General features: G+C 63.4%; 15 protein-coding genes. 1 reads left to right on the top strand and 14 read right to left on the bottom strand.

Annotated elements, in window-relative coordinates; genetic code table 11:
• Window positions 1-277: 277 nt before the first annotated feature.
• The 12 genes from H6B31_RS06100 to H6B31_RS06045 all read right to left on the bottom strand — a co-directional run bounded on the left by H6B31_RS06100 (window position 278) and on the right by H6B31_RS06045 (window position 11422).
• The gene (locus tag H6B31_RS06100; protein ID WP_204897733.1) at window positions 278-2230 is read right to left on the bottom strand and encodes a bifunctional 4-hydroxy-3-methylbut-2-enyl diphosphate reductase/30S ribosomal protein S1; all 1953 of its coding nucleotides are present in this window, start codon (window positions 2228-2230) and stop codon (window positions 278-280) included.
• Window positions 2227-2817: a lysophospholipid acyltransferase family protein gene (locus tag H6B31_RS06095; protein ID WP_204897748.1), complete on the bottom strand. Its 591-nt coding sequence runs from the start codon at window positions 2815-2817 to the stop codon at window positions 2227-2229. The genes H6B31_RS06100 and H6B31_RS06095 overlap by 4 nt, the downstream gene beginning before the upstream one ends.
• A 2-nt stretch (window positions 2818-2819) precedes the next feature.
• Window positions 2820-3497: a (d)CMP kinase gene (gene cmk / locus H6B31_RS06090; protein ID WP_204897732.1), complete on the bottom strand. Its 678-nt coding sequence runs from the start codon at window positions 3495-3497 to the stop codon at window positions 2820-2822.
• A gap of 545 nt (window positions 3498-4042) precedes the next feature.
• A complete protein-coding gene (locus H6B31_RS06085) occupies window positions 4043-5284 on the bottom strand; it encodes a BaiN/RdsA family NAD(P)/FAD-dependent oxidoreductase (protein ID WP_204897731.1) in 1242 nt (413 codons plus the stop codon).
• A gap of 6 nt (window positions 5285-5290) precedes the next feature.
• Entirely contained in the window at window positions 5291-6154 is an 864-nt protein-coding gene (locus tag H6B31_RS06080) for a MurR/RpiR family transcriptional regulator (protein ID WP_087289576.1), read from the bottom strand.
• 139 nt (window positions 6155-6293) lie between these two features.
• Window positions 6294-7013: a pseudouridine synthase gene (locus H6B31_RS06075; RefSeq protein WP_204897730.1), complete on the bottom strand. Its 720-nt coding sequence runs from the start codon at window positions 7011-7013 to the stop codon at window positions 6294-6296.
• A gap of 37 nt (window positions 7014-7050) precedes the next feature.
• Window positions 7051-8151 carry a D-alanyl-D-alanine carboxypeptidase family protein gene (locus H6B31_RS06070; RefSeq protein ID WP_243418878.1) on the bottom strand — a complete coding sequence of 367 codons (1101 nt, stop codon included), beginning with the start codon at window positions 8149-8151 and terminating at the stop codon, window positions 7051-7053.
• A 94-nt stretch (window positions 8152-8245) separates the two neighbouring features.
• Window positions 8246-8659, bottom strand: a complete 414-nt coding sequence (gene ytfJ, locus H6B31_RS06065; protein WP_204897729.1) for a GerW family sporulation protein — start codon at window positions 8657-8659, stop codon at window positions 8246-8248.
• A gap of 3 nt (window positions 8660-8662) precedes the next feature.
• Window positions 8663-9298, bottom strand: a complete 636-nt coding sequence (locus H6B31_RS06060; RefSeq protein WP_204897728.1) for a DUF2953 domain-containing protein — start codon at window positions 9296-9298, stop codon at window positions 8663-8665.
• Window positions 9295-9915, bottom strand: a complete 621-nt coding sequence (gene scpB / locus H6B31_RS06055) for an SMC-Scp complex subunit ScpB (RefSeq protein ID WP_204897727.1) — start codon at window positions 9913-9915, stop codon at window positions 9295-9297. Before scpB ends, H6B31_RS06060 begins: the two co-directional genes overlap by 4 nt.
• 19 nt (window positions 9916-9934) lie before the next feature.
• On the bottom strand, window positions 9935-10738 hold the full coding sequence (locus H6B31_RS06050) for a segregation and condensation protein A (protein ID WP_204897726.1): 804 nt from the start codon (window positions 10736-10738) through the stop codon (window positions 9935-9937).
• 27 nt (window positions 10739-10765) lie between these two features.
• A complete protein-coding gene (locus H6B31_RS06045; RefSeq protein ID WP_243418877.1) occupies window positions 10766-11422 on the bottom strand; it encodes a site-2 protease family protein in 657 nt (218 codons plus the stop codon).
• A 538-nt stretch (window positions 11423-11960) separates the two neighbouring features.
• On the opposite strand from H6B31_RS06045, the gene H6B31_RS06040 reads away from it, so the two are divergent.
• Window positions 11961-13310, top strand: a complete 1350-nt coding sequence (locus H6B31_RS06040) for an APC family permease (RefSeq protein WP_204897724.1) — start codon at window positions 11961-11963, stop codon at window positions 13308-13310.
• A 41-nt stretch (window positions 13311-13351) separates the two neighbouring features.
• Here H6B31_RS06040 and H6B31_RS06035 read toward each other — a convergent pair whose 3' ends face one another.
• Window positions 13352-16144 carry an FtsK/SpoIIIE family DNA translocase gene (locus H6B31_RS06035; protein WP_204897723.1) on the bottom strand — a complete coding sequence of 931 codons (2793 nt, stop codon included), beginning with the start codon at window positions 16142-16144 and terminating at the stop codon, window positions 13352-13354.
• A gap of 32 nt (window positions 16145-16176) precedes the next feature.
• The gene (locus H6B31_RS06030) at window positions 16177-17076 is read right to left on the bottom strand and encodes an undecaprenyl-diphosphate phosphatase (protein ID WP_243418876.1); all 900 of its coding nucleotides are present in this window, start codon (window positions 17074-17076) and stop codon (window positions 16177-16179) included.
• Between the last annotated feature and the right edge of the window lie 76 nt (window positions 17077-17152).

Genomic DNA, 17152 nt, shown 5'->3' with positions numbered 1-17152 from the left:
ACCGCAGAGAACCTCGACGGGCCGGCCAGTGTCCGGCCCCTACGAAATTTGGTGTTTGCCCGTAGGGGCGGCTATCAGCCGCCCGCCCCGGAGATTTCCGCCACCGTAGGGGCGACCCTTGCGGTCGCCCGTGACCGATATGGAATCAGGCCTCGGCCCCTGTTGTAGGGGCGGCACACCGGGCCGCCCGCTTCCTATCGAGGTCGGGGATTTTTTGCAAAAAAGAACGCGCCGTCCAAACGGACAGCGCGTTCTCATCTCTTATTTGAGCGGGAGATTACTCCTCGTCCTCGGCGGGCTCCTCGTCAGCGGGGCCCTCCTCCAGCAGAGCGCGGATGGACAGGGAGACCTTCTTGTTCTCCATATCCACGTCGGTGATCTTCACGTCCACCTTGTCGCCCTCGGCCAGCACGTCGCCGGGCTTCTCGATGCGGTGGTCGGCGATCTGGGAGATGTGGATCAGGCCGTCCACACCGGGCACCACCTCGGCAAAGGCGCCGAAGGGCATCAGCTTGACCACGCGCACGTTGGCGGTGTCGCCCACCTGATAGGTGGTGGTGAACACAGTCCAGGGGTCCTGGCTGCGGTCCTTCATACCCAGGGAGATCTTCTTCTTCTCGGTGTCGAAGGAGATGACGTACACGTCCACGGTGTCGCCCACCTTCACCACCTCAGAGGGGTGCTTGATGCGGCTCCAGGACAGCTCGGAGATGTGGACCATGCCGTCCACGCCGCCGATGTCCACGAAGGCGCCGTAGGAAGTCAGGGACTTCACGGTGCCGGTGTAGTGCTTGCCCTCCTCGATCTCGGCCCAGACCTTCTCAGCGGCGGCGGCGCGCTCAGCGCGGATGACGCGGCTGATGGAGCCCACCACGCGGCGGCGGGCACGGTTGACCTCGGTGATGATGACGCGGACCTTCTCCTTGACCAGGGTGCTCATGGGAGTCTCCCGGGGCAGGCCGGTCTGAGAGGCGGGAACGAACACCCGGATGCCCTTCACGGACACCACGACGCCGCCCTTGTTGTCCTCGGTGACCACGCCCTCCAGGACGGTCTCATTCTCCCGGGCGGCCTCAATCTCCTCCCAGTGCTTGTCCACGTCCAGACGGCGCTTGGACAGGGTGACCACGCCCTCCTGGTCGTTGACCCGGACCACGATGGCCTCCACCTCGTCGCCCACCTTCACCAGATCCTCCACCTTGGCGGTGGGGTCGTCGGTGAGCTCAGAGACGGGAATGTAGCCGGAGTGCTTGGTACCCAGATCCACCTGGATCTCGGTAGGCGTGATGGCCACAACAGTACCAGTTACCTTATCCCCATTATTCAAAGTTTTGATCGATTGCTCCAGCATGTCAGCAAAGGACTCCTCGATCTCCATGATTTCATCGCTCATTTTGTCACAAACCTCCTTTATTATCCACGCGGGTGTGGAAGCACCCGCAGTGATGCCGACAACTTCTGCCTGGGCCAGCCGGCTCCAGTCCAGCTCCTCCGCCTGTTCGATTTGCTGCACGCTGGGACATACCTCCCGGCAGATCTCAGTCAAACGCTTGGTGTTGGAGCTTTTTCGGTCGCCGATGACCACCATGTTGTCGCATACCGCGGCCAACTGATGGGCTTCCTCCTGGCGTTTTGATGTCGCTCCGCATATTGTATCAAAAAATTCCGGATTTGTACACTCTTTTTTTGCTTTTTTCACGCAGTCATTCCAAATTTTTGGGGTAGAGGTCGTCTGCGAGACAAAGGTGAGGGGCAGATCCCGCCGTTTTGGGTCCTCTGAGAGCCATTTTGTCAGATCTTCCACCCCAGAAAGTACCACCGGACGGCGGCACCAGCCGGCGATGGCCACCACCTCCGGGTGGTCCGGCGTGCCCACAATCACCGGCTGACGGCCCTGCTCCTCCGCCTGGGAGACGATCTGGTGGATACGCTTCACATTGGGGCAGGTGGCGTCCAAAATGTTGGCGCCCCTGGCCTGGAGGGCCTCATAGACCGCCCGGCTCTCCCCGTGGGAGCGGATGACCACCTGACAGCCCTCCGGCACCTCCTCCGGTGACTCTACCGTGCGCAGCCCCAGGGAGGCCAGCCGGTCCACCACGTTCTGGTTGTGGATGATGTGGCCCAGCAGGACGCAGGGGGTCCCGGAAGCGGCGGCGGACTCGGCCAGCTCCACCGCCCGGCGGACCCCGTAGCAGAAACCGGCCGACTTGGCCAGATGCAGTTCTCTCATGCTGTCTCCCCCAGGCGGTAGATCTGCTCCATCACATCGTTCATGATCTTCTCCAGCTCCTCAGAGGTGGCCTTCCGTCCGGCGATCTTGGGGGTGATGGGCTTGCCGATGATGACCGGGCTGCGGCGGAACCAGTACTTCTTCCGGGAGACATACACCGGCACGATAGGTACCCCCGTCCGGGTGGCGAACAGGGCGGCTCCCCCCTTGGCGGATACGTCCTCCCCGTCGTGGACCCGGGTGCCCTCGGGGAATACCAGCATCTTGCCTCCGGCCTTCAGGCAGGTGAGGGCCTCCTTCACCGCCTTCACGTCGGCGTGGCCCCGGTCCACGTAGATGACCCCCGCCTTGCCCAGCAGCCAGCCCACCAGGGGCACCCGGGAGAGCTCGATCTTGGCCATGGGCCGGATGTGCCAGCGCAGGGTGGCGGCAAAGCAGACCATCAGGGGGTCGGCCAGAGCCGAGTGGTTGGCGCAGAACACCGCACCTCCCTCCGGGATATTCTCCCGCCCAATGGAGCGAATGGGATGGACCAGGCAGAAAAAGGGCCACACGATCCGGTACAGCAGGTTATAGTAAAATCTCATTTTCACAGGGAAAGCCTCTCTCTCACTAGGGTCAGGAGGGCCTCCAAGCTGCCCTTCAAATCCAAATTGGTGGTGTCCAGCAGGGCCGCGTCCTCCGCCTGACGGAGGGGGGCCACCGGCCGGTTCTCATCCTGCTCATCCCGCTGGCGGATCTCCCGCAGGATTTCGTCAAAATTCGCGTCCTGGCCCCGCTGAAGGAGCTCCGCGGTACGCCGCCGGGCCCGGGCCTCCGGGGCGGCGGTGAGGAAGATTTTTACTCCCGCCTGGGGCAGGACCACCGTCCCGATGTCCCGGCCGTCCATGACCACATTGTGCTCCCGGGCCTGCTTCCGCTGGAAGTCCAGCAAAAATTCCCGCACCGCCGGCAAGGCCGCCACTTGGGAGGCTAAGGCGGAGACCTCGTTCTCCCGGATGGTTTCGGTCACGTCCCGGCCGGACAGGTACATCCGCTGTACCCCGTCTCCGCCGTAGTCCATGCGCAGGTCCAGGTCCTCCAGCAGCGGGGCCACCTGCTCCGGGTCCGACGGGTCCGCCCCAGCCTCACGGGCCCGGAGGGCCACTGTGCGGTAGATGGCTCCGGTGTCTACATACAAATACCCCAGCTCCCGGGCCAGAGCCCGGGCCAGGGTGCTCTTTCCGGCCCCGGCGGGGCCGTCGATGGCGATGCTTCTCTCTTGCATAACTGTATCCGCTCCGTTTGAGTTGTTCATTCTTTTTCTTGTAAGAAAAAGAATCAAAAAGAACTTTTGGGCGAAACTGCGTTTCGCCGCCTGATCTTATAAGCTTTTTTGTGTGTAGGGCTCCACGACCTCAGCACGCCTTACAAGGTTTCGCCCTGCGGGGCGAGTGACTTTCTGGGCGGCCAGAAAGTCACCAAAGAACCGCCAAGGAGCCGCTCAGGATGGGCGCTCATGCGCCCATATTCGCGGCCCCCTGGACCCCGATTTACGAGGGGCCTCTCCTGTCAAGTCCCATAAAATTTCCGGCGCGCAAAATCAGGAATACCTGCCTGCGCTTCAATCCGGGCCCACTGGGGCCCTAACGCAGAGGAGATGAATTTCGTCTGCGCTTCAAGGACTGCACCTGAGCTCCCCAACCATAGGTCCTGATACAAAACTTGACGCAGGGGATAACACACCGGTCCGCCCATTGTCCCATTCGATCAGAACAGAAGAAACAGAAACGATCTTGCAAAACAAAATTTTGCGTCCCAAAGTTCTTATGGTTACTTTTCTTTCAAGAAAAGCAACGCGCCCTCGCCGGCGGCGCGGCCGGTGGCCCAGGCGATCTGGAGGTTAAAGCCCCCGGTGTAGGCGTCCACGTCGATGAGCTCCCCGGCCAGAAACAGCCCGGGTATTTTCTTAGAGGCCATGGTCTTTGGGTCGATCTCCCCCACCTTGATTCCTCCGGAGGTGATGATGGCCTCGGCGATGGGCCGGGGCCCCTTGATGGGGATGGTGAGCCCCTTTAAGGTCTCCAACAGGCGGCGGCGCTCCCCTTTTGTCACGTCGTGGGCCTTCCGCTCCGGCGGGATGCCGGACAGCTCCAGCACCACCGGAATCATCAGCCGGGGCACCAGCGCCCCCGCCACGTTCTGCATGTCCTTGTTGGCGTTCTCGGACAGCTCCCGCACCAGACGGGCATCCAGCTTCTCCTCATCCAGGGCGGGTTTCAGGTCGATGACCGCCCTGTAGGCGTCCTTCCCAAAGTCCCGCAGGTGGGCGCTGGCGCTGAGCACCAGAGGGCCGGACAGGCCGAAGTGGGTGAACAGCAGCTCCCCTTGTTCCTGAAACTGGACCTTGTTCTTCCGGTTCTTCACTTTCAAAACCACATTTTTCAGGGCGAGTCCCTGCATGCGCGGACACAGATCCCCCTCCGCCTCCAAAGGCACCAGGGAGGGCTTGACGTCCACCACCGTGTGGCCCAGCTCAGCCGCCATGGCGTACCCGTCCCCGGTGGAGCCGGTGGCTGGATAGGAGGCGCCGCCGGTGGCAAGGATTACCGCCTTACAGAGATGCTCCCCCTGCTCTCCGGCCACCCCGCACACCGCGCCATCCTCCACAAGGATGTGCCGGGCCCGGTCTTGAATGACCCGCACCCGGCTGCGGCGGAGGGCATGGAACAGGGCGTCAATGATGTCGGCCGCCCGGTCAGACTCTGGGAACACCCGGTTCCCCCGCTCCACTTTCAGGGGGACTCCCTCCCTTTGAAAGAAGTCCTCCACCCAGGCGGGGGGTGTGCGGGTCATAGCCCCGTAGAGAAAGCGGCTGTTCCGGGGCATGCTGTCCAGCACCTCCTGGACAGAGCAGTGGTTGGTCACATTGCACCGGCCCTTGCCGGTGATATACAATTTCCGCCCCAGCTTCGGGTTGCGCTCCAGCAGCGCCACACTGGCCCCGCCCTGGGCGGCGGTGAGGGCCGCCATCATACCGGCGGCCCCTCCCCCAATGACAATGATATCGGTCATGGTCTGTTATTCCAGCGTCTTTTCGTATACGCCGTACTCCTCCCAGATCTTCTCCAGGGTCTCGAAGGTCTTGGACAGGTCCTCGTTCTTCTTCCGGCTCACCGCCACCAGCAGGGCGTTTACCAGGCTCAGCGGCGCCACCAGGGAGTCCACGAAAGAGGCCATGTCGCTGCGGGCCTTCAAGGTGTACTGGGCGATGGAGGCCAGAGGGGACACCTCGCTGTCGGTGATGGCGATGGTGGTGGCCCCCCGGTCCCGGGCGAAGCTCATGGCCTGGACCGCCCGGCTGGAGTACCGGGGGAAGCTGATGCCGATGACCACGTCCCCCTCCCCAACCCGGAGCAGGCTCTCCAGCACCTCGCTGACGGTGTTGGCGGAGATCATCACCACATTGTCAAAAATCAAATTGAAATAGAAGCCCAAAAAGGTGGCAATGGAGGCCGAGGACCGCAGGCCCACAATGTAGATGCGCCGGGCCGCCACAATGGCGTCGGCCGCCTTGTCAAAGCTCTCCCGGTCAATCTCCTCCAGAGTCAGCCGGATCTTGTCAATGTCCGACTGGAGGACCATATCCAGTACGTCCTGATCCCCCATGCGGTCGTTGGCCACCTCGATGCGCTGTACCGACGTGAGCCGGTTTCGGATCATTTTTTGCAGGGACCGCTGCATGCTGGGATAGCCGTCATATCCCAGCTCGGCGGCAAAACGGACCACGGTGGACTCGCTCACATTGACCCGCTTCCCCAGCTTGCTGGCCGTCATAAAGGCGGCCTTGTCATAGGATTCCAAGATATAGTTGGCGATCCGCTTCTGCCCCTTGGAAAAAGTATCCATGTTTTCGTGGATCAGCGCCAAAATATCCCGATTCATCTGCAATCATCTCCTGACGGAGCTCCCGGAGCGGGAGCCATTCTTTCCTTCCTGCCCTATGATAACGGGTTCCAACAAAAAATGCAAGTCAATTTTGCAGGATTTTCACCATCTCTTGCAAAATCGTCTTGCATTTTCGTTAAATCTTTGGTTTTCCGCCCAGAAGAGCCAGCTCCTCCGCCGTCAGGGGCCGCCACTGGCCCGGCTTCAGGCTTCGGTCCAGCCAGAGGTCTCCCTCCCGGATGCGCTTGAGCCGCGTTACCTCAAGGCCGGCCAGGGCGCACATGCGCCGCACCTGCCGGTTTTTCCCCTGGCGGATGACCACCGACAACTGGGTGACCTCCCCCGAGGTCCGTCCCCGCCGCACCCGGGCGGGGATCAGGGGCTCCCCATCCAGCTCCATGGGACCGGCGAGAATGGGCAGGGCCCGGTCCACATCCCCGGTGACCCACACCAGGTACTCCTTCTCCACCTGGTGCCGGGGGTGGAGCAGCTGGTTGGTCAGCGCCCCGTCGTCGGTCATCAGCAGCAGGCCCTCCGAGTCCAGGTCCAGCCGCCCCACCGGCCACACCCGCCGGCCGCAGCCGGACGCCAGGGCGGCCACCGTCTTTCTCCCCTTTTCATCCGACAGGGTGGTCACATAGCCCCGGGGCTTATAGAGCATCAGGTATGTACGCGCCTCCCCCAGGCGGAGGGGGACGCCGTCCACCTCCACCCGGTCCCGGTCCAGATCTGCCCGGTCTCCCAACTGTGCGGGAACTCCGTTCACCGTCACCCGCCCCGCCGTGATCCAGGCCTCCGCTGTCCGGCGGGAGGCCAGTCCACAGGACGAGATCAGTTTTTGCAGCCGCTCCTCCATGGGACCGCCTCCTTCTCCTATCACACTCTGTTCCAATTCAGTTCAAAAACCAGCCTAGCAGGCGCTGAAGGGGGTTCTGCGGCTCTGCCAGATCGCGGGGCACAGCCGCTGCGCATATCAGGGGGACCTCCCCCACCTGGACACCGTTGACATAGCCCCGCAGGACGCCCACCTGGGTCCCCGCCGCCGCCGGGGCGGTGAGGGACGTCCGGGTCAGCTCCAGCTCCGTCTCCAGCGTCTCCCCCTCCAGCAGGGGCCAGGACAGGTCCTCCGCCGCCTGGACCGGGACCAGGGGGACCAGGCTGCCCGACACGGGCAGGCTCCCCACCGTCTCCCCTGCCTGAACCCCGGCTGCCAGAGTACAGGAGGAGAAGCCATAGTCAAAGAGAGCGGCGTGGTCCGCCCAGTCGTCGGGGTCGTTGAGGGTGACGGCGATGAGGGTCATCCCGTCCCGCCGGGCCGCCGACACCAGGGTCCGCCCGGCCTTCTCCGTAAAGCCGGTCTTCATCCCCACACAGCCCTCGTACCGCCACAACAGCTTGTTGTGGTTGGTAAAGGTGCGCCCCTCCAGGGTGATGGTCCTGGTGGACACCATCTGGGCCAGATACTCGTTGTCCAGACAGACCCGGGCCAGCAGGGCCATATCCCGGGCGGAGGAGTAATGTCCCTCGTCGTTGAGGCCGTTTGGGTTGGCAAAATGGCTGTTGGTCATACCCAGCTCCTGGGCCTTGGCGTTCATGCCGGCCACGAAGTCCTCCACGCTCCCCCCGCAGAAACGGGCGATGGCCAGGGCCGCGTCGTTGCCGGAGTGCAGGAGCAGCCCATACAGTAAAGTCTCCAGCTTTACATGCTCGCCAGGCTTCAGGTAGAGGGCAGAGCCCTCAGTGCGGGTGTCCTCCGCCTGAATGGTCACTACGTCGTCCAGACTCTTTCCGGACTCCAGGGCCACCAGGGCGGTCATCAGCTTGGTGATGCTGGCAATGAGCCTTGGCTCGTCCGCGTTGTGCTCATAGAGCACCCGGCCGCTGCCGGCCTCCATCAAGATGGCGGAGGAGGCCGAAGTCCCCACCGCCTGGGCCGCCGGGATCTGGGTCAATACCAGAAGGAATGCAAGGAAAATCCCTTTCCAGCACTTCAAATTCCCATCGCCTCCTGCATTTCGGAGATATGGGATCAGCTTGCCCGGAAGCAGGAGCTTTCTTGCTCAAAACAGGATGGAAAGTATTTCCGCCTTACGCCAGTTCGTCCTCCTGGGCTTTCTTCTCCTGCTGCTTCTCGATGAAGTCGGTCACCTTGTCCACCACCTCGGGAACTGCGTCCACGATCCGGTCCACCGTGGTGATGGGCCCGGGCGCCACCGGGAGCAGACGCACGCTGTCCCCCCGGATGATCAGGAAGGCCACCGGCTCCAGCCGGGCGCTGGCGCCGCTGCCGCCGCCGAAGTTTTTGGGCTGCTCCGGCTTCTGGCTCTTGGTGACAAAGTCGCTCCCCCCGCTGGCGATGCCGAAGGACAGGCGGGAGACCGGGATCAGGGTCACATCCCCCGTCTGGATGGGGGTGCCGATGATGGTGTTTGCGTCCACCATGGTGCGGATCTTCTCCATAGCGGTGCTCATCAGGTCATTTAACGGGTGCTGCTGTTCCATTGTTTAAGCCGCCTTTCTCTGCCGCGCCTGCGCGGCCTTCTCTTGTTTTCGTACATCCAAAAAGATATTCAGACACCTGGGGCCATACCGCAGGCCCAGCCACAGAAGCTGGCTGGCGGTGAGGGACAGGGAGGCCGTCCCATACAGGGCGGGCTCCCGCCGGTCAAAGTCCAGATCCACGTGGACCCGTCCGTCCCGGATGTGGAGAACCTGCACCGCCGGCTGCCACACCGCCCCCAGCAGGGCGTTGATCTGTCCGTACCGCTCCGCCGCGGATGCCGGGTCCGGTCCCCCCGCCACGATCTCCAGCTGGAGCACGTCCACCTGGAGCCGCCGCCGGAAGGCGTCGGCACCCTCCAGGGCCACGGGGAGCAGCCGCCTGACCAGCCGAAACACCCCGCTCGGGGACAGAATCGGCGGCTTGGGCTCCTCCGGTTTTGAGGGCCTCGGCTGCTGCTTCGCCTCCTTAGGCTTTTCCGGCTTTTTCTCCTTCTTCCAGGGGTAGAGCCGCCACTGAAAGGCCCCCAGGCGGAACCACACGCCCACCTCCTGCCGGGTGTACGTCCCCCGGAAGCCCAGGCGGGTTCGCCCCAGCAGGGCCAGCGCCGCCAGAACGGCCAAGAAAATTCCCCAGATCATGGGGTACCTCCCCCCGCCGCTTCCGGAGGCGTCTCGCCGGCCTCCTCGGCCTTTAGCTTGGCCACCGCCTCCTCCAGCTTCAGGGTCATCTGGTCCCCCTCCTGAGTGCCGCTGGGGAGCTCAGGCAGCTCCTCCAAACTGCTCAACCCGAAGGAGCGCAGGAAGGTCTTGGTGGTCCGGTACAAAATGGGCCGGCCGGGCACCGCCAGGCGGCCGCTCTCCTCAATCAGGTCCCGCTCCAGCAGCAGACCCACGGTGTAAGAGCTGTCCACCCCCCGCACCTGGTCCACATAGGCCCTGGTCACCGGCTGGTAGTAGGCGATGATGGCCAGCACCTCCAGGGCGGGCTGGGACAGCCGGGCGGGCTTCCGGCTCTCCAGGGTTTTCCGCACGTAGTCGGCGTATTCCGGAGCAGAACACAGCTGATAGCTGGCGTCCAGCCGCAGCAGGCGCAGCCCACGGCGCTCATAGCTGTACTGGTCCATGAGCCGCTGGGCCACCGCGTCCAGGGTGGGCCGGTCGGTCTCCAGTCCCAGGCACAGCCGCTCCACCCCCACCGGCTCCCCGGCGGCAAAGAGCACGGCCTCCAGAGCCGCCTCCATCTCTTTGAGTTCCACGCAGCAAACCTCCTCCCGGTTATTCTGCCCCGTTCGAGGGGGCGGTAACCTCCTCCGGTCCGCTCTCCCCTGTACTGGTGACGGTGCAGTCCTCCGCCGTCCCCGCCAGGCGCAGCCGCCTGGCCTTGCACAGCTCCAGCACCGCCAGGAAGGTGGCCACCACCTCCGAGCGGCTGCGGCTGCCCCGGAACAGGCTTCTGAACCGGGTCACCCCCAGATGGAGCAGCCGGTTTAAAATTTCCATGGCCTTCTCCGCCACCGGGTAGGGCTCCCGGCCCACGATGCCCTGGAAGGCGGACACCGGCGGAGGCAGCTTGTGGTCCGACCGGGCCAGCACCGCCAGCATGGCTTTTTTCAGGTCCTCCTTGGGGTGGACGTAGCGGTACTCCTTGTTGGGCTGGAGGGGCTCCGGCTCCTTGGTGAGGAAGTCCCGGCCGTAGGTATACCGCTGGTCCAGCTGTGGGACCACCTCTTTGATCTTCAGGTAATTCTCGTTGCGCTGGTGGGCCTCCAGGGTGGCGATGAGCTGCTCCATCTCGCTCAGCGCCTCCTCGTCGTGGATGGACAGGAGCATCCGGGTCTTGATATACAGCAGCTGGGAGGCCATGGTGACAAACTCACTGGCCACCTCCAGGTCCAGCTCCTTGCGCTGGTCCATCCAGGCCAGATACTGGTCCAGAATCAGGGAGATCTGGATGTCCTTGATCTCCATTTTATTTTTGCTCAGCAGGTGGAGGATCAAGTCCAGAGGACCTGTGAAGTCCTCCAGGTCCTCGGTCCTGGCCTTGACCACCCGCTCCAGATGATAGATGGGACTGTCCAATCTTTCGCCTCCCGGCCTTGATTATCCTCAGAAGAAGTTGTATACGATGAGAGAGAAGGGAAACTGGGTGATCTCGCACATCCCCTGGAGTACCCAGGCCATGGCCCGGTACAGGGGGCCCCCGAAGAAGCCCATCCAGGCCAGCAGCACCACCGCCACAATGAGATAGCGCTCATAGCGGAGCACCCACCGGTAGGCCCGCTCCGGCAGGAACATCTCCACAACCCGGGAGCCGTCCAGCGGCGGAATGGGGATCAGGTTAAAGAGTCCAAGCCCCACATTGAGCACCGAGAGCTGGCAAAGAAACAGCAGGAGATAAGCCACAGGGCGGTTGGCCGGTCCAAAGTGGAACAGCAGGGAGCCAATCCCCAGGGAGACCAGGGCCAGTACAAAGTTGGACAGAGGGCCGGCCAGGGCTGTAATGGCCATTCCCTTCCGCGGCTCCCGGAAATTCCGGGGGTCCACCGGCACCGGCTTGGCCCAGCCCACTCCCACAGCCAGCAGGAGGAACAGACCGATCCAGTCCACATGAGACAGGGGGTTCAGGGTGAGCCGCCCGTTGAGCTTGGCGGTGGGGTCCCCCAGCTTGTAGGCCGCCAGGCCGTGGGAGAGCTCGTGGATGGTGAGGCAGATGAGGCAGGCCACGCCGCTCATCACAAACAGCAGCATGCTCAGCCAATCCATATGGTGTAATAATCCGGTCAGTGCGCCCATAGCGAGGTACCTCTTTGAAATGGAAAAGCTAGGCCTTGTTTGAAAATTGGAAATGTGCCCGACGGTGAGGGATTTTTTCGCCAGACAAGGCGATTTGACGCGGCAATACTTTGTGTATTGCAAGGAAAATCAACGCAGTATGGCGGAAAAAGACCCGCCGTTTGGGTATATTGACATTTTTCAAACATGGCCCAGATGAAAACAGAGCCGTCTCCGGCTGTGCCCCGGGATGACGCCGTGCGCATTGGGACGCGCACCTCGGCTTCTCCGGGGCGATGCAGTAAAATTTATTATACCAAGTTCCATAGGAATTGACAAGTGCGGAGTGGACCTGTCCCGGCGCGGGGAACCTTTTGCGGTCTGAATCGGTCGCCTGCAGGGGCTGTGGGAGGAAAAAACTCATTTCCCCTCTTTTCAAACGGCGGCTTTTCCGGTATAATAATAACCCTGCGATCGAGACACTTTACAGCGTTACCGCGTTAAACAGAGGAACTGGGAAAGGAATGTTATGGAAGAACAACTGACCAAAAAATACGGCCTGCCCACCGCCATTGCCATGGTGATCGGCATTGTCATCGGAAGCGGAATCTTTTTCAAAGCGGAAAAAATCCTCACCGCAACCGGCGGCGATCTGAAGACGGGAATACTGGCCTGGCTGCTGGGCGGGTGCATCGCCATTGCCAGCGCCTGCGCCTTCGCGGTGATGGCCACCCGCTATGAGAAGGTGGGCGGCGTGGTGGACTACGCCGAGGCCACCGTGGGTGAGGACTACGCCTATTACCTGGGCTGGTTCATGGCGGCGGTGTACTTCCCCTGTCTCACCAGCACCCTGTGCTGGGTGTCCGCCCGGTACACCTGCGTCCTGCTGGGCTATGACATTTTGAGCGGCCCCTGTCTGGCCATCACCATGCTCTACATGGCCCTGGTATACTTTATGAACGCCACCGCCCCCAGGCTGGCGGGCAAGTTCCAGGTCTCTCTCACCGTTATCAAGCTGGTGCCCATCCTGCTCATGGCAGTCATCGGCACTGTAGCCGGGCTGCGCTCCGGCCTGATTGTGGAGAACTTCACCGCCGCCGCGGCAGCGGATGCGGTGGAAAGCCCCCTCTTTGCCGCGCTGGCGGCCACCTCTTTCGCCTATGAGGGCTGGGTCATCGCCACCACCATCAACGCGGAGATCAAAAACGCCAAGCGCAACCTGCCCCTGGCCCTGGTGTTCGGCGTGGGCGCCATCATGCTCATCTATCTGTTCTACTACGTGGGCATCGCCGGGGCGGTCCCCAACTCCGTGATGATGGAGAATGGGGAGCAGGGCGCCCGCATCGCCTTCTCCACCATCTTCGGCCCGGTAGCCGGAACGGGGCTGTTTGTGTTTGTGGTTCTCTCCTGCCTGGGCACCTGCAACGGCCTGATGATGGCCTGCACCCGAGGTTTCTACTCCATCGCCGCCCGGGGCCGTGGCCCCAAGGCGGAGCTGCTCGCGCAGGTGGACCGGTACACCAACATGCCCAACAACGCCGCCTCGGCGGGACTGGTCATGTGCGCCTTCTGGTGCTGCTACTTCTACTTCGGCGCCCTTCTCAATGAGCTGGGCCCCTTCCGGTTCGACTCCTCTGAGCTGCCGGTGATCACCCTGTACGCCATGTATATCCCCATCTATCTGCTCTTTATGAAGAAGGCCCGGGACGAGCGCCCCTTCCGCCGCTTCGTCCTCCCCGCTCTGGCGCTGATTGGGGCGGCGTTTATGATCCTGGCCGCCATTTTCTCCTACAAGATGGACTGCGTCTACTATCTGCTGGTGTACGCGGTGGCCATGGCGCTTGGTTGGCTGCTGGACCGAAAGAACCACAAACAATAGAACACATGAAAAAGCCGCGGACTTTGAGTCCGCGGCCTTTTTTACAGTGTATCCTCCTCCGCCCGGTCCAGGGCCTCGTCCACATCGAAGGGCGGGGCGTCGGCGTAGGAGGGCGCCGGATTTTCTTCCGGAGGCGGGGCCTCCGGCTCCGGGGGCTGGGAGACGATGCCCTGGCGGTACTGCATCTCCTGCCACTGCTCCTTGGTGATGAGGAGCTGCCGGGCCTTGGAGCCCTCGAAGGGGCCCACGACCCCCTTCTCCTCCATCTGGTCCACCAGACGGGCGGCCCGGGCGTAGCCCAGCTTCAGCCGCCGCTGGAGCATGGACACGGAGGCCTGGCCGGTCTCCAGCACCACCTCGATGGCGGAGTTGATGAGCTCGTCGTACTCCTCCTCCCCGTCCACGGGGCTGGAGCCGCCCACCCCCTTGGAGGCCTTGTCCTTCTCGGCAGCGTGCTGCTCGATCTCCTGCATGACCTGGTCGTCGTACTGGGCCGAACCGCTGTTCTGCTTCACGTAGTCCACCACGGCGGCCACCTCCTGGTCGGAGATGAGGCAGCCCTGCACCCGGGTGGGCTTTCCGGAGCCCAGGGGGAAGTAGAGCATGTCGCCCCGGCCCACCAGCTTCTCCGCGCCCTGGGTGTCCAGGATGATGCGGGACTCCATGGCGGAGGCCACGGCGAAGGCGATGCGGCTGGGGATATTGGCCTTCATCAGGCCGGTGATCACGTCGGCGGAGGGCCGCTGGGTGGCGATGATCAGGTGCATGCCGCTGGCGCGGCCCATCTGGGCCACCCGGCAGATGGACTCCTCCACCTCCTTGGCGGCCACCAGCATCAGGTCGGCCAGCTCGTCGATGACCACCACCACCTGGGGCATGGTGTCCATCCCCTCGGTCTTGGCGGCCTTGGCGTTGTAGGAGGCCAGGTCCCGGACCCCCACCTCGGCGAACATACGGTAGCGCTTCATCATCTCGGTCACCGCCCACTGAAGGGCGCCGGCCGCCTTCTTGGGGTCGGTGACCACCGGGATGAGCAGATGTGGGATACCGTTGTAGATGCCCAGCTCCACCATCTTGGGGTCCACCATGATGAGGCGGACCTCCTCGGGGCTGGCCTTATAGAGCAGAGAGATAATGAGAGAGTTGGTGCACACCGACTTACCAGAGCCGGTGGTGCCGGCGATGAGCAGATGGGGCAGCTTGGCGATATTGCCCACGATGCACTTGCCTCCGATGTCTTTGCCCACGGCGAAGGACACCTTGCTGGGGCTGTCCTGAAACTCCTGGGAGCTGAGGACGGTGCGGATGTTCACCGGGGAGACCAGCTTGTTGGGCACCTCGATGCCCACCATGGATATCTTTCCCGGGATGGGGGCGATGCGCACTCCCGAGGCCCCCAGGGACAGGGCGATGTCGTCGGACAGGTTGGTGAGCTTATTGAGGCGCACCCCCTGGTCCAGCTCCAGTTCATACCGGGTGACCGAGGGCCCCCGAGTGACGTTGACGATGTTGGCGTCGATGCCGAAGGAGTGGATGGTGTCGGAGAGCCGCTGCTTGTTGGCGTTGAGCTCCACCAGGGCCTCCCCTCCCAGCTCCCCCTTCCCCTCCTGGAGCAGGTCCAGAGGGGGGTAGTGGTAGGGGGGCGGCTCCTGGGCCATTCCCGCCTGAATGTGCTCCGCCATCTCCTGGGCGGCCTGCTCCGCCTCCGCCTTCTCACTCTTGGCACTCTTGGGGACGGCGGGCTCCCGGACGATCTCCGGCATGGGGGGAGGCGGCGCCTCCACAGGGGCGGAGACCGCCGGCGCGGGGGCGGGCTCAGCCGCGGCATAGGCGGAGATGGGATTGGACTCCTGAGGCTCCGGCTGCGGGGCCTGGGCGCTTAAAAAGGCAGGGGTGGGATTGGCCTCCTCCGGCTCGGGCGCGGGCTCCGGCTGAGGGGCGGGAGCGGCGCTCTGGGGCTCCGGGGGCACAGCCGCCCCTCCGGTGAGAATCTGGTCCGGGGTGGGTACCCTGGGCCTGCGGTCGAAGAAGTGCTTCTTCTTCTCCGGGGGCGGAGGGGGCTCCTTGCCCACCAGGGGGCCGTCGTCCACCGGAATGTCAATGTCCGGCGCCTCCGCCCGCCGTCCGGAGGTCCGGGGTGCGGGCTGGGGCACCCGGACCACCGGGCGCTCCGGCGGGTCCTGGGGCTCGTACTCATACCGGGGGCGGCTGAAAAACCAGTCGGCCACGTCCACAATGGTGCGGTTGAAGGCCCCCAGGCCCAGCATCAGCAGGGCCAGCACAAAGACCACCGCCGCCCCCACCCGGCTGAACACCTGGACAAAGGCCTGTCCCAGCACGCCGGAGAGCACGCCGCCGCTGGACAGGGCCTCTCCGCTCTGCCACAGGGTCTGAGCCAGGGAGGCGTCCCAGGGCAGGCTCTCGGCGATCACGCTGTGGACCACGCAGGAGAACATCAGCGGGAGCATCAGGGCGCAGAACACCCGCAGGCGCACCGGGCGGCCCCGGTGAAAGGCCAGGATGAAGCTGGCGAGCAGCAGAGCCGGCGGCATCAGCCAGAAGCCGTAGCCGATCAGGCCCTTGATGAGCCCGCACAGGGCGTCGATGAACAGGGCCTGGATGTGAAAGCAGCCGAAGATGGTGAAGATGGCCAGCAGCAGGCAGATACCCGCCCCCACCTCCCGGCGGAAGGGCCGGTGGGCGGGCGCGGGGGGCTGCTTGCGGCTGCGGGAGGAGCCGCTCTTGGATTTGGATGAGGAGGAGGCCGTCCGCCGCCCTCCCGACGAGGACGAGGCGGAGCGGCTCCCTCCGGTCTTCTTTTGTGACGTTGCCATAGCGTTTGAGATCCTTTCTCAGGAGATCGCGGTCACGCCGCGGGGACCAGGGTGACGTTCAGGAGGCTGAGTATCAGGAACACCCCGCCCGCAATCCAGCAGTAGTAGGCGAAGGCCCCGAATTTGCCCTTGGAGGCCAGCAGGTTCACAAGGCCGATGGAGAAATAGCCCACCACGCCGGCGATGACCATGCCCAGCAGATACTTGGGCAGCAGGGCGGTATCAATGGAGCCGGCCTGGACCACATCCACCACTTCTAAAATGGTGGCCCCCAGCACGGCGGGCAGGGACATGAGGAAGGAGAAGCGGACGGCAAACTTCCGGTCCAGCCCCAGGGCCATTCCGGCGGCGATGGTGCTGCCGGAGCGGGACAGGCCGGGCAGAGTGGCAAAGCCCTGGGCCACGCCGATGAGCAGGGCGTCCAGCAGCGTGGTGTTCCGGGCGTTCTTGCGGCCCTTGGCCATGCGGTCCGAGGTGAAGAGCACAACGCCGGTGAGCAGCAGGATGCAGCTCACCGCCGCCGGGTAGTTGCCCACGGCCTCCACCTTGTCCTTGATGGGCAGCACCAGGAACAGGGGCAGGGTGGCCACGATCAGCAGCAGAATCTGCCGCCGGGCGGCGGGGGGCTCTCCCCGGCTGGGGGTGCGGGAGAACAGATCCCCAAAGAAGCGGAAGAACTCCAGGATCATCTCCCAGATGTCACGCCAGTAGTAGACGCACACCGCAATCAGGGTTGCAAAGTGGAGCAGGATGTTGAACAGGTTGTCCGGCTCGCTCATTCCAAAAAAATGCTGAAACAAGGTCAGGTGCCCGGAGCTGGAGATGGGCAGAAATTCCGCGACGCCCTGGATCACGCCCAGGACGACGACCATGATGTACGACACAGTGCAGGTACCTCCGTTATGGTAGTTTTCAAAAATGGACGCTGTCATATATATTAGCACATCACATCGGAGAATACCAGCATTTTTCGGAAATCTTAAAGAAGGTGCACTCCGGCCGGCCGCC

The organism is Pseudoflavonifractor capillosus (assembly GCF_016899775.1).
In the GTDB taxonomy this organism is placed as follows: domain Bacteria; phylum Bacillota; class Clostridia; order Oscillospirales; family Oscillospiraceae; genus Lawsonibacter.
This window is presented reverse-complemented; position numbering and strand designations above follow the sequence as displayed.

Coding starts and splice junctions, on each gene's coding strand:
- H6B31_RS06075 (WP_204897730.1), bottom strand. CDS start 7,013: ATGGAGGAGCGGCTGCAAAAACTGATCTCGTCCTGTGGACTGGCCTCC.
- H6B31_RS06080 (WP_087289576.1), bottom strand. CDS start 6,154: ATGAATCGGGATATTTTGGCGCTGATCCACGAAAACATGGATACTTTT.
- H6B31_RS06045 (WP_243418877.1), bottom strand. CDS start 11,422: ATGGATTGGCTGAGCATGCTGCTGTTTGTGATGAGCGGCGTGGCCTGC.
- H6B31_RS06030 (WP_243418876.1), bottom strand. CDS start 17,076: ATGACAGCGTCCATTTTTGAAAACTACCATAACGGAGGTACCTGCACT.
- H6B31_RS06095 (WP_204897748.1), bottom strand. CDS start 2,817: ATGAGATTTTACTATAACCTGCTGTACCGGATCGTGTGGCCCTTTTTC.
- H6B31_RS06085 (WP_204897731.1), bottom strand. CDS start 5,284: ATGACCGATATCATTGTCATTGGGGGAGGGGCCGCCGGTATGATGGCG.
- H6B31_RS06035 (WP_204897723.1), bottom strand. CDS start 16,144: ATGGCAACGTCACAAAAGAAGACCGGAGGGAGCCGCTCCGCCTCGTCC.
- cmk (WP_204897732.1), bottom strand. CDS start 3,497: ATGCAAGAGAGAAGCATCGCCATCGACGGCCCCGCCGGGGCCGGAAAG.
- ytfJ (WP_204897729.1), bottom strand. CDS start 8,659: ATGGAACAGCAGCACCCGTTAAATGACCTGATGAGCACCGCTATGGAG.
- H6B31_RS06100 (WP_204897733.1), bottom strand. CDS start 2,230: ATGAGAGAACTGCATCTGGCCAAGTCGGCCGGTTTCTGCTACGGGGTC.
- H6B31_RS06040 (WP_204897724.1), top strand. CDS start 11,961: ATGGAAGAACAACTGACCAAAAAATACGGCCTGCCCACCGCCATTGCC.
- H6B31_RS06060 (WP_204897728.1), bottom strand. CDS start 9,298: ATGATCTGGGGAATTTTCTTGGCCGTTCTGGCGGCGCTGGCCCTGCTG.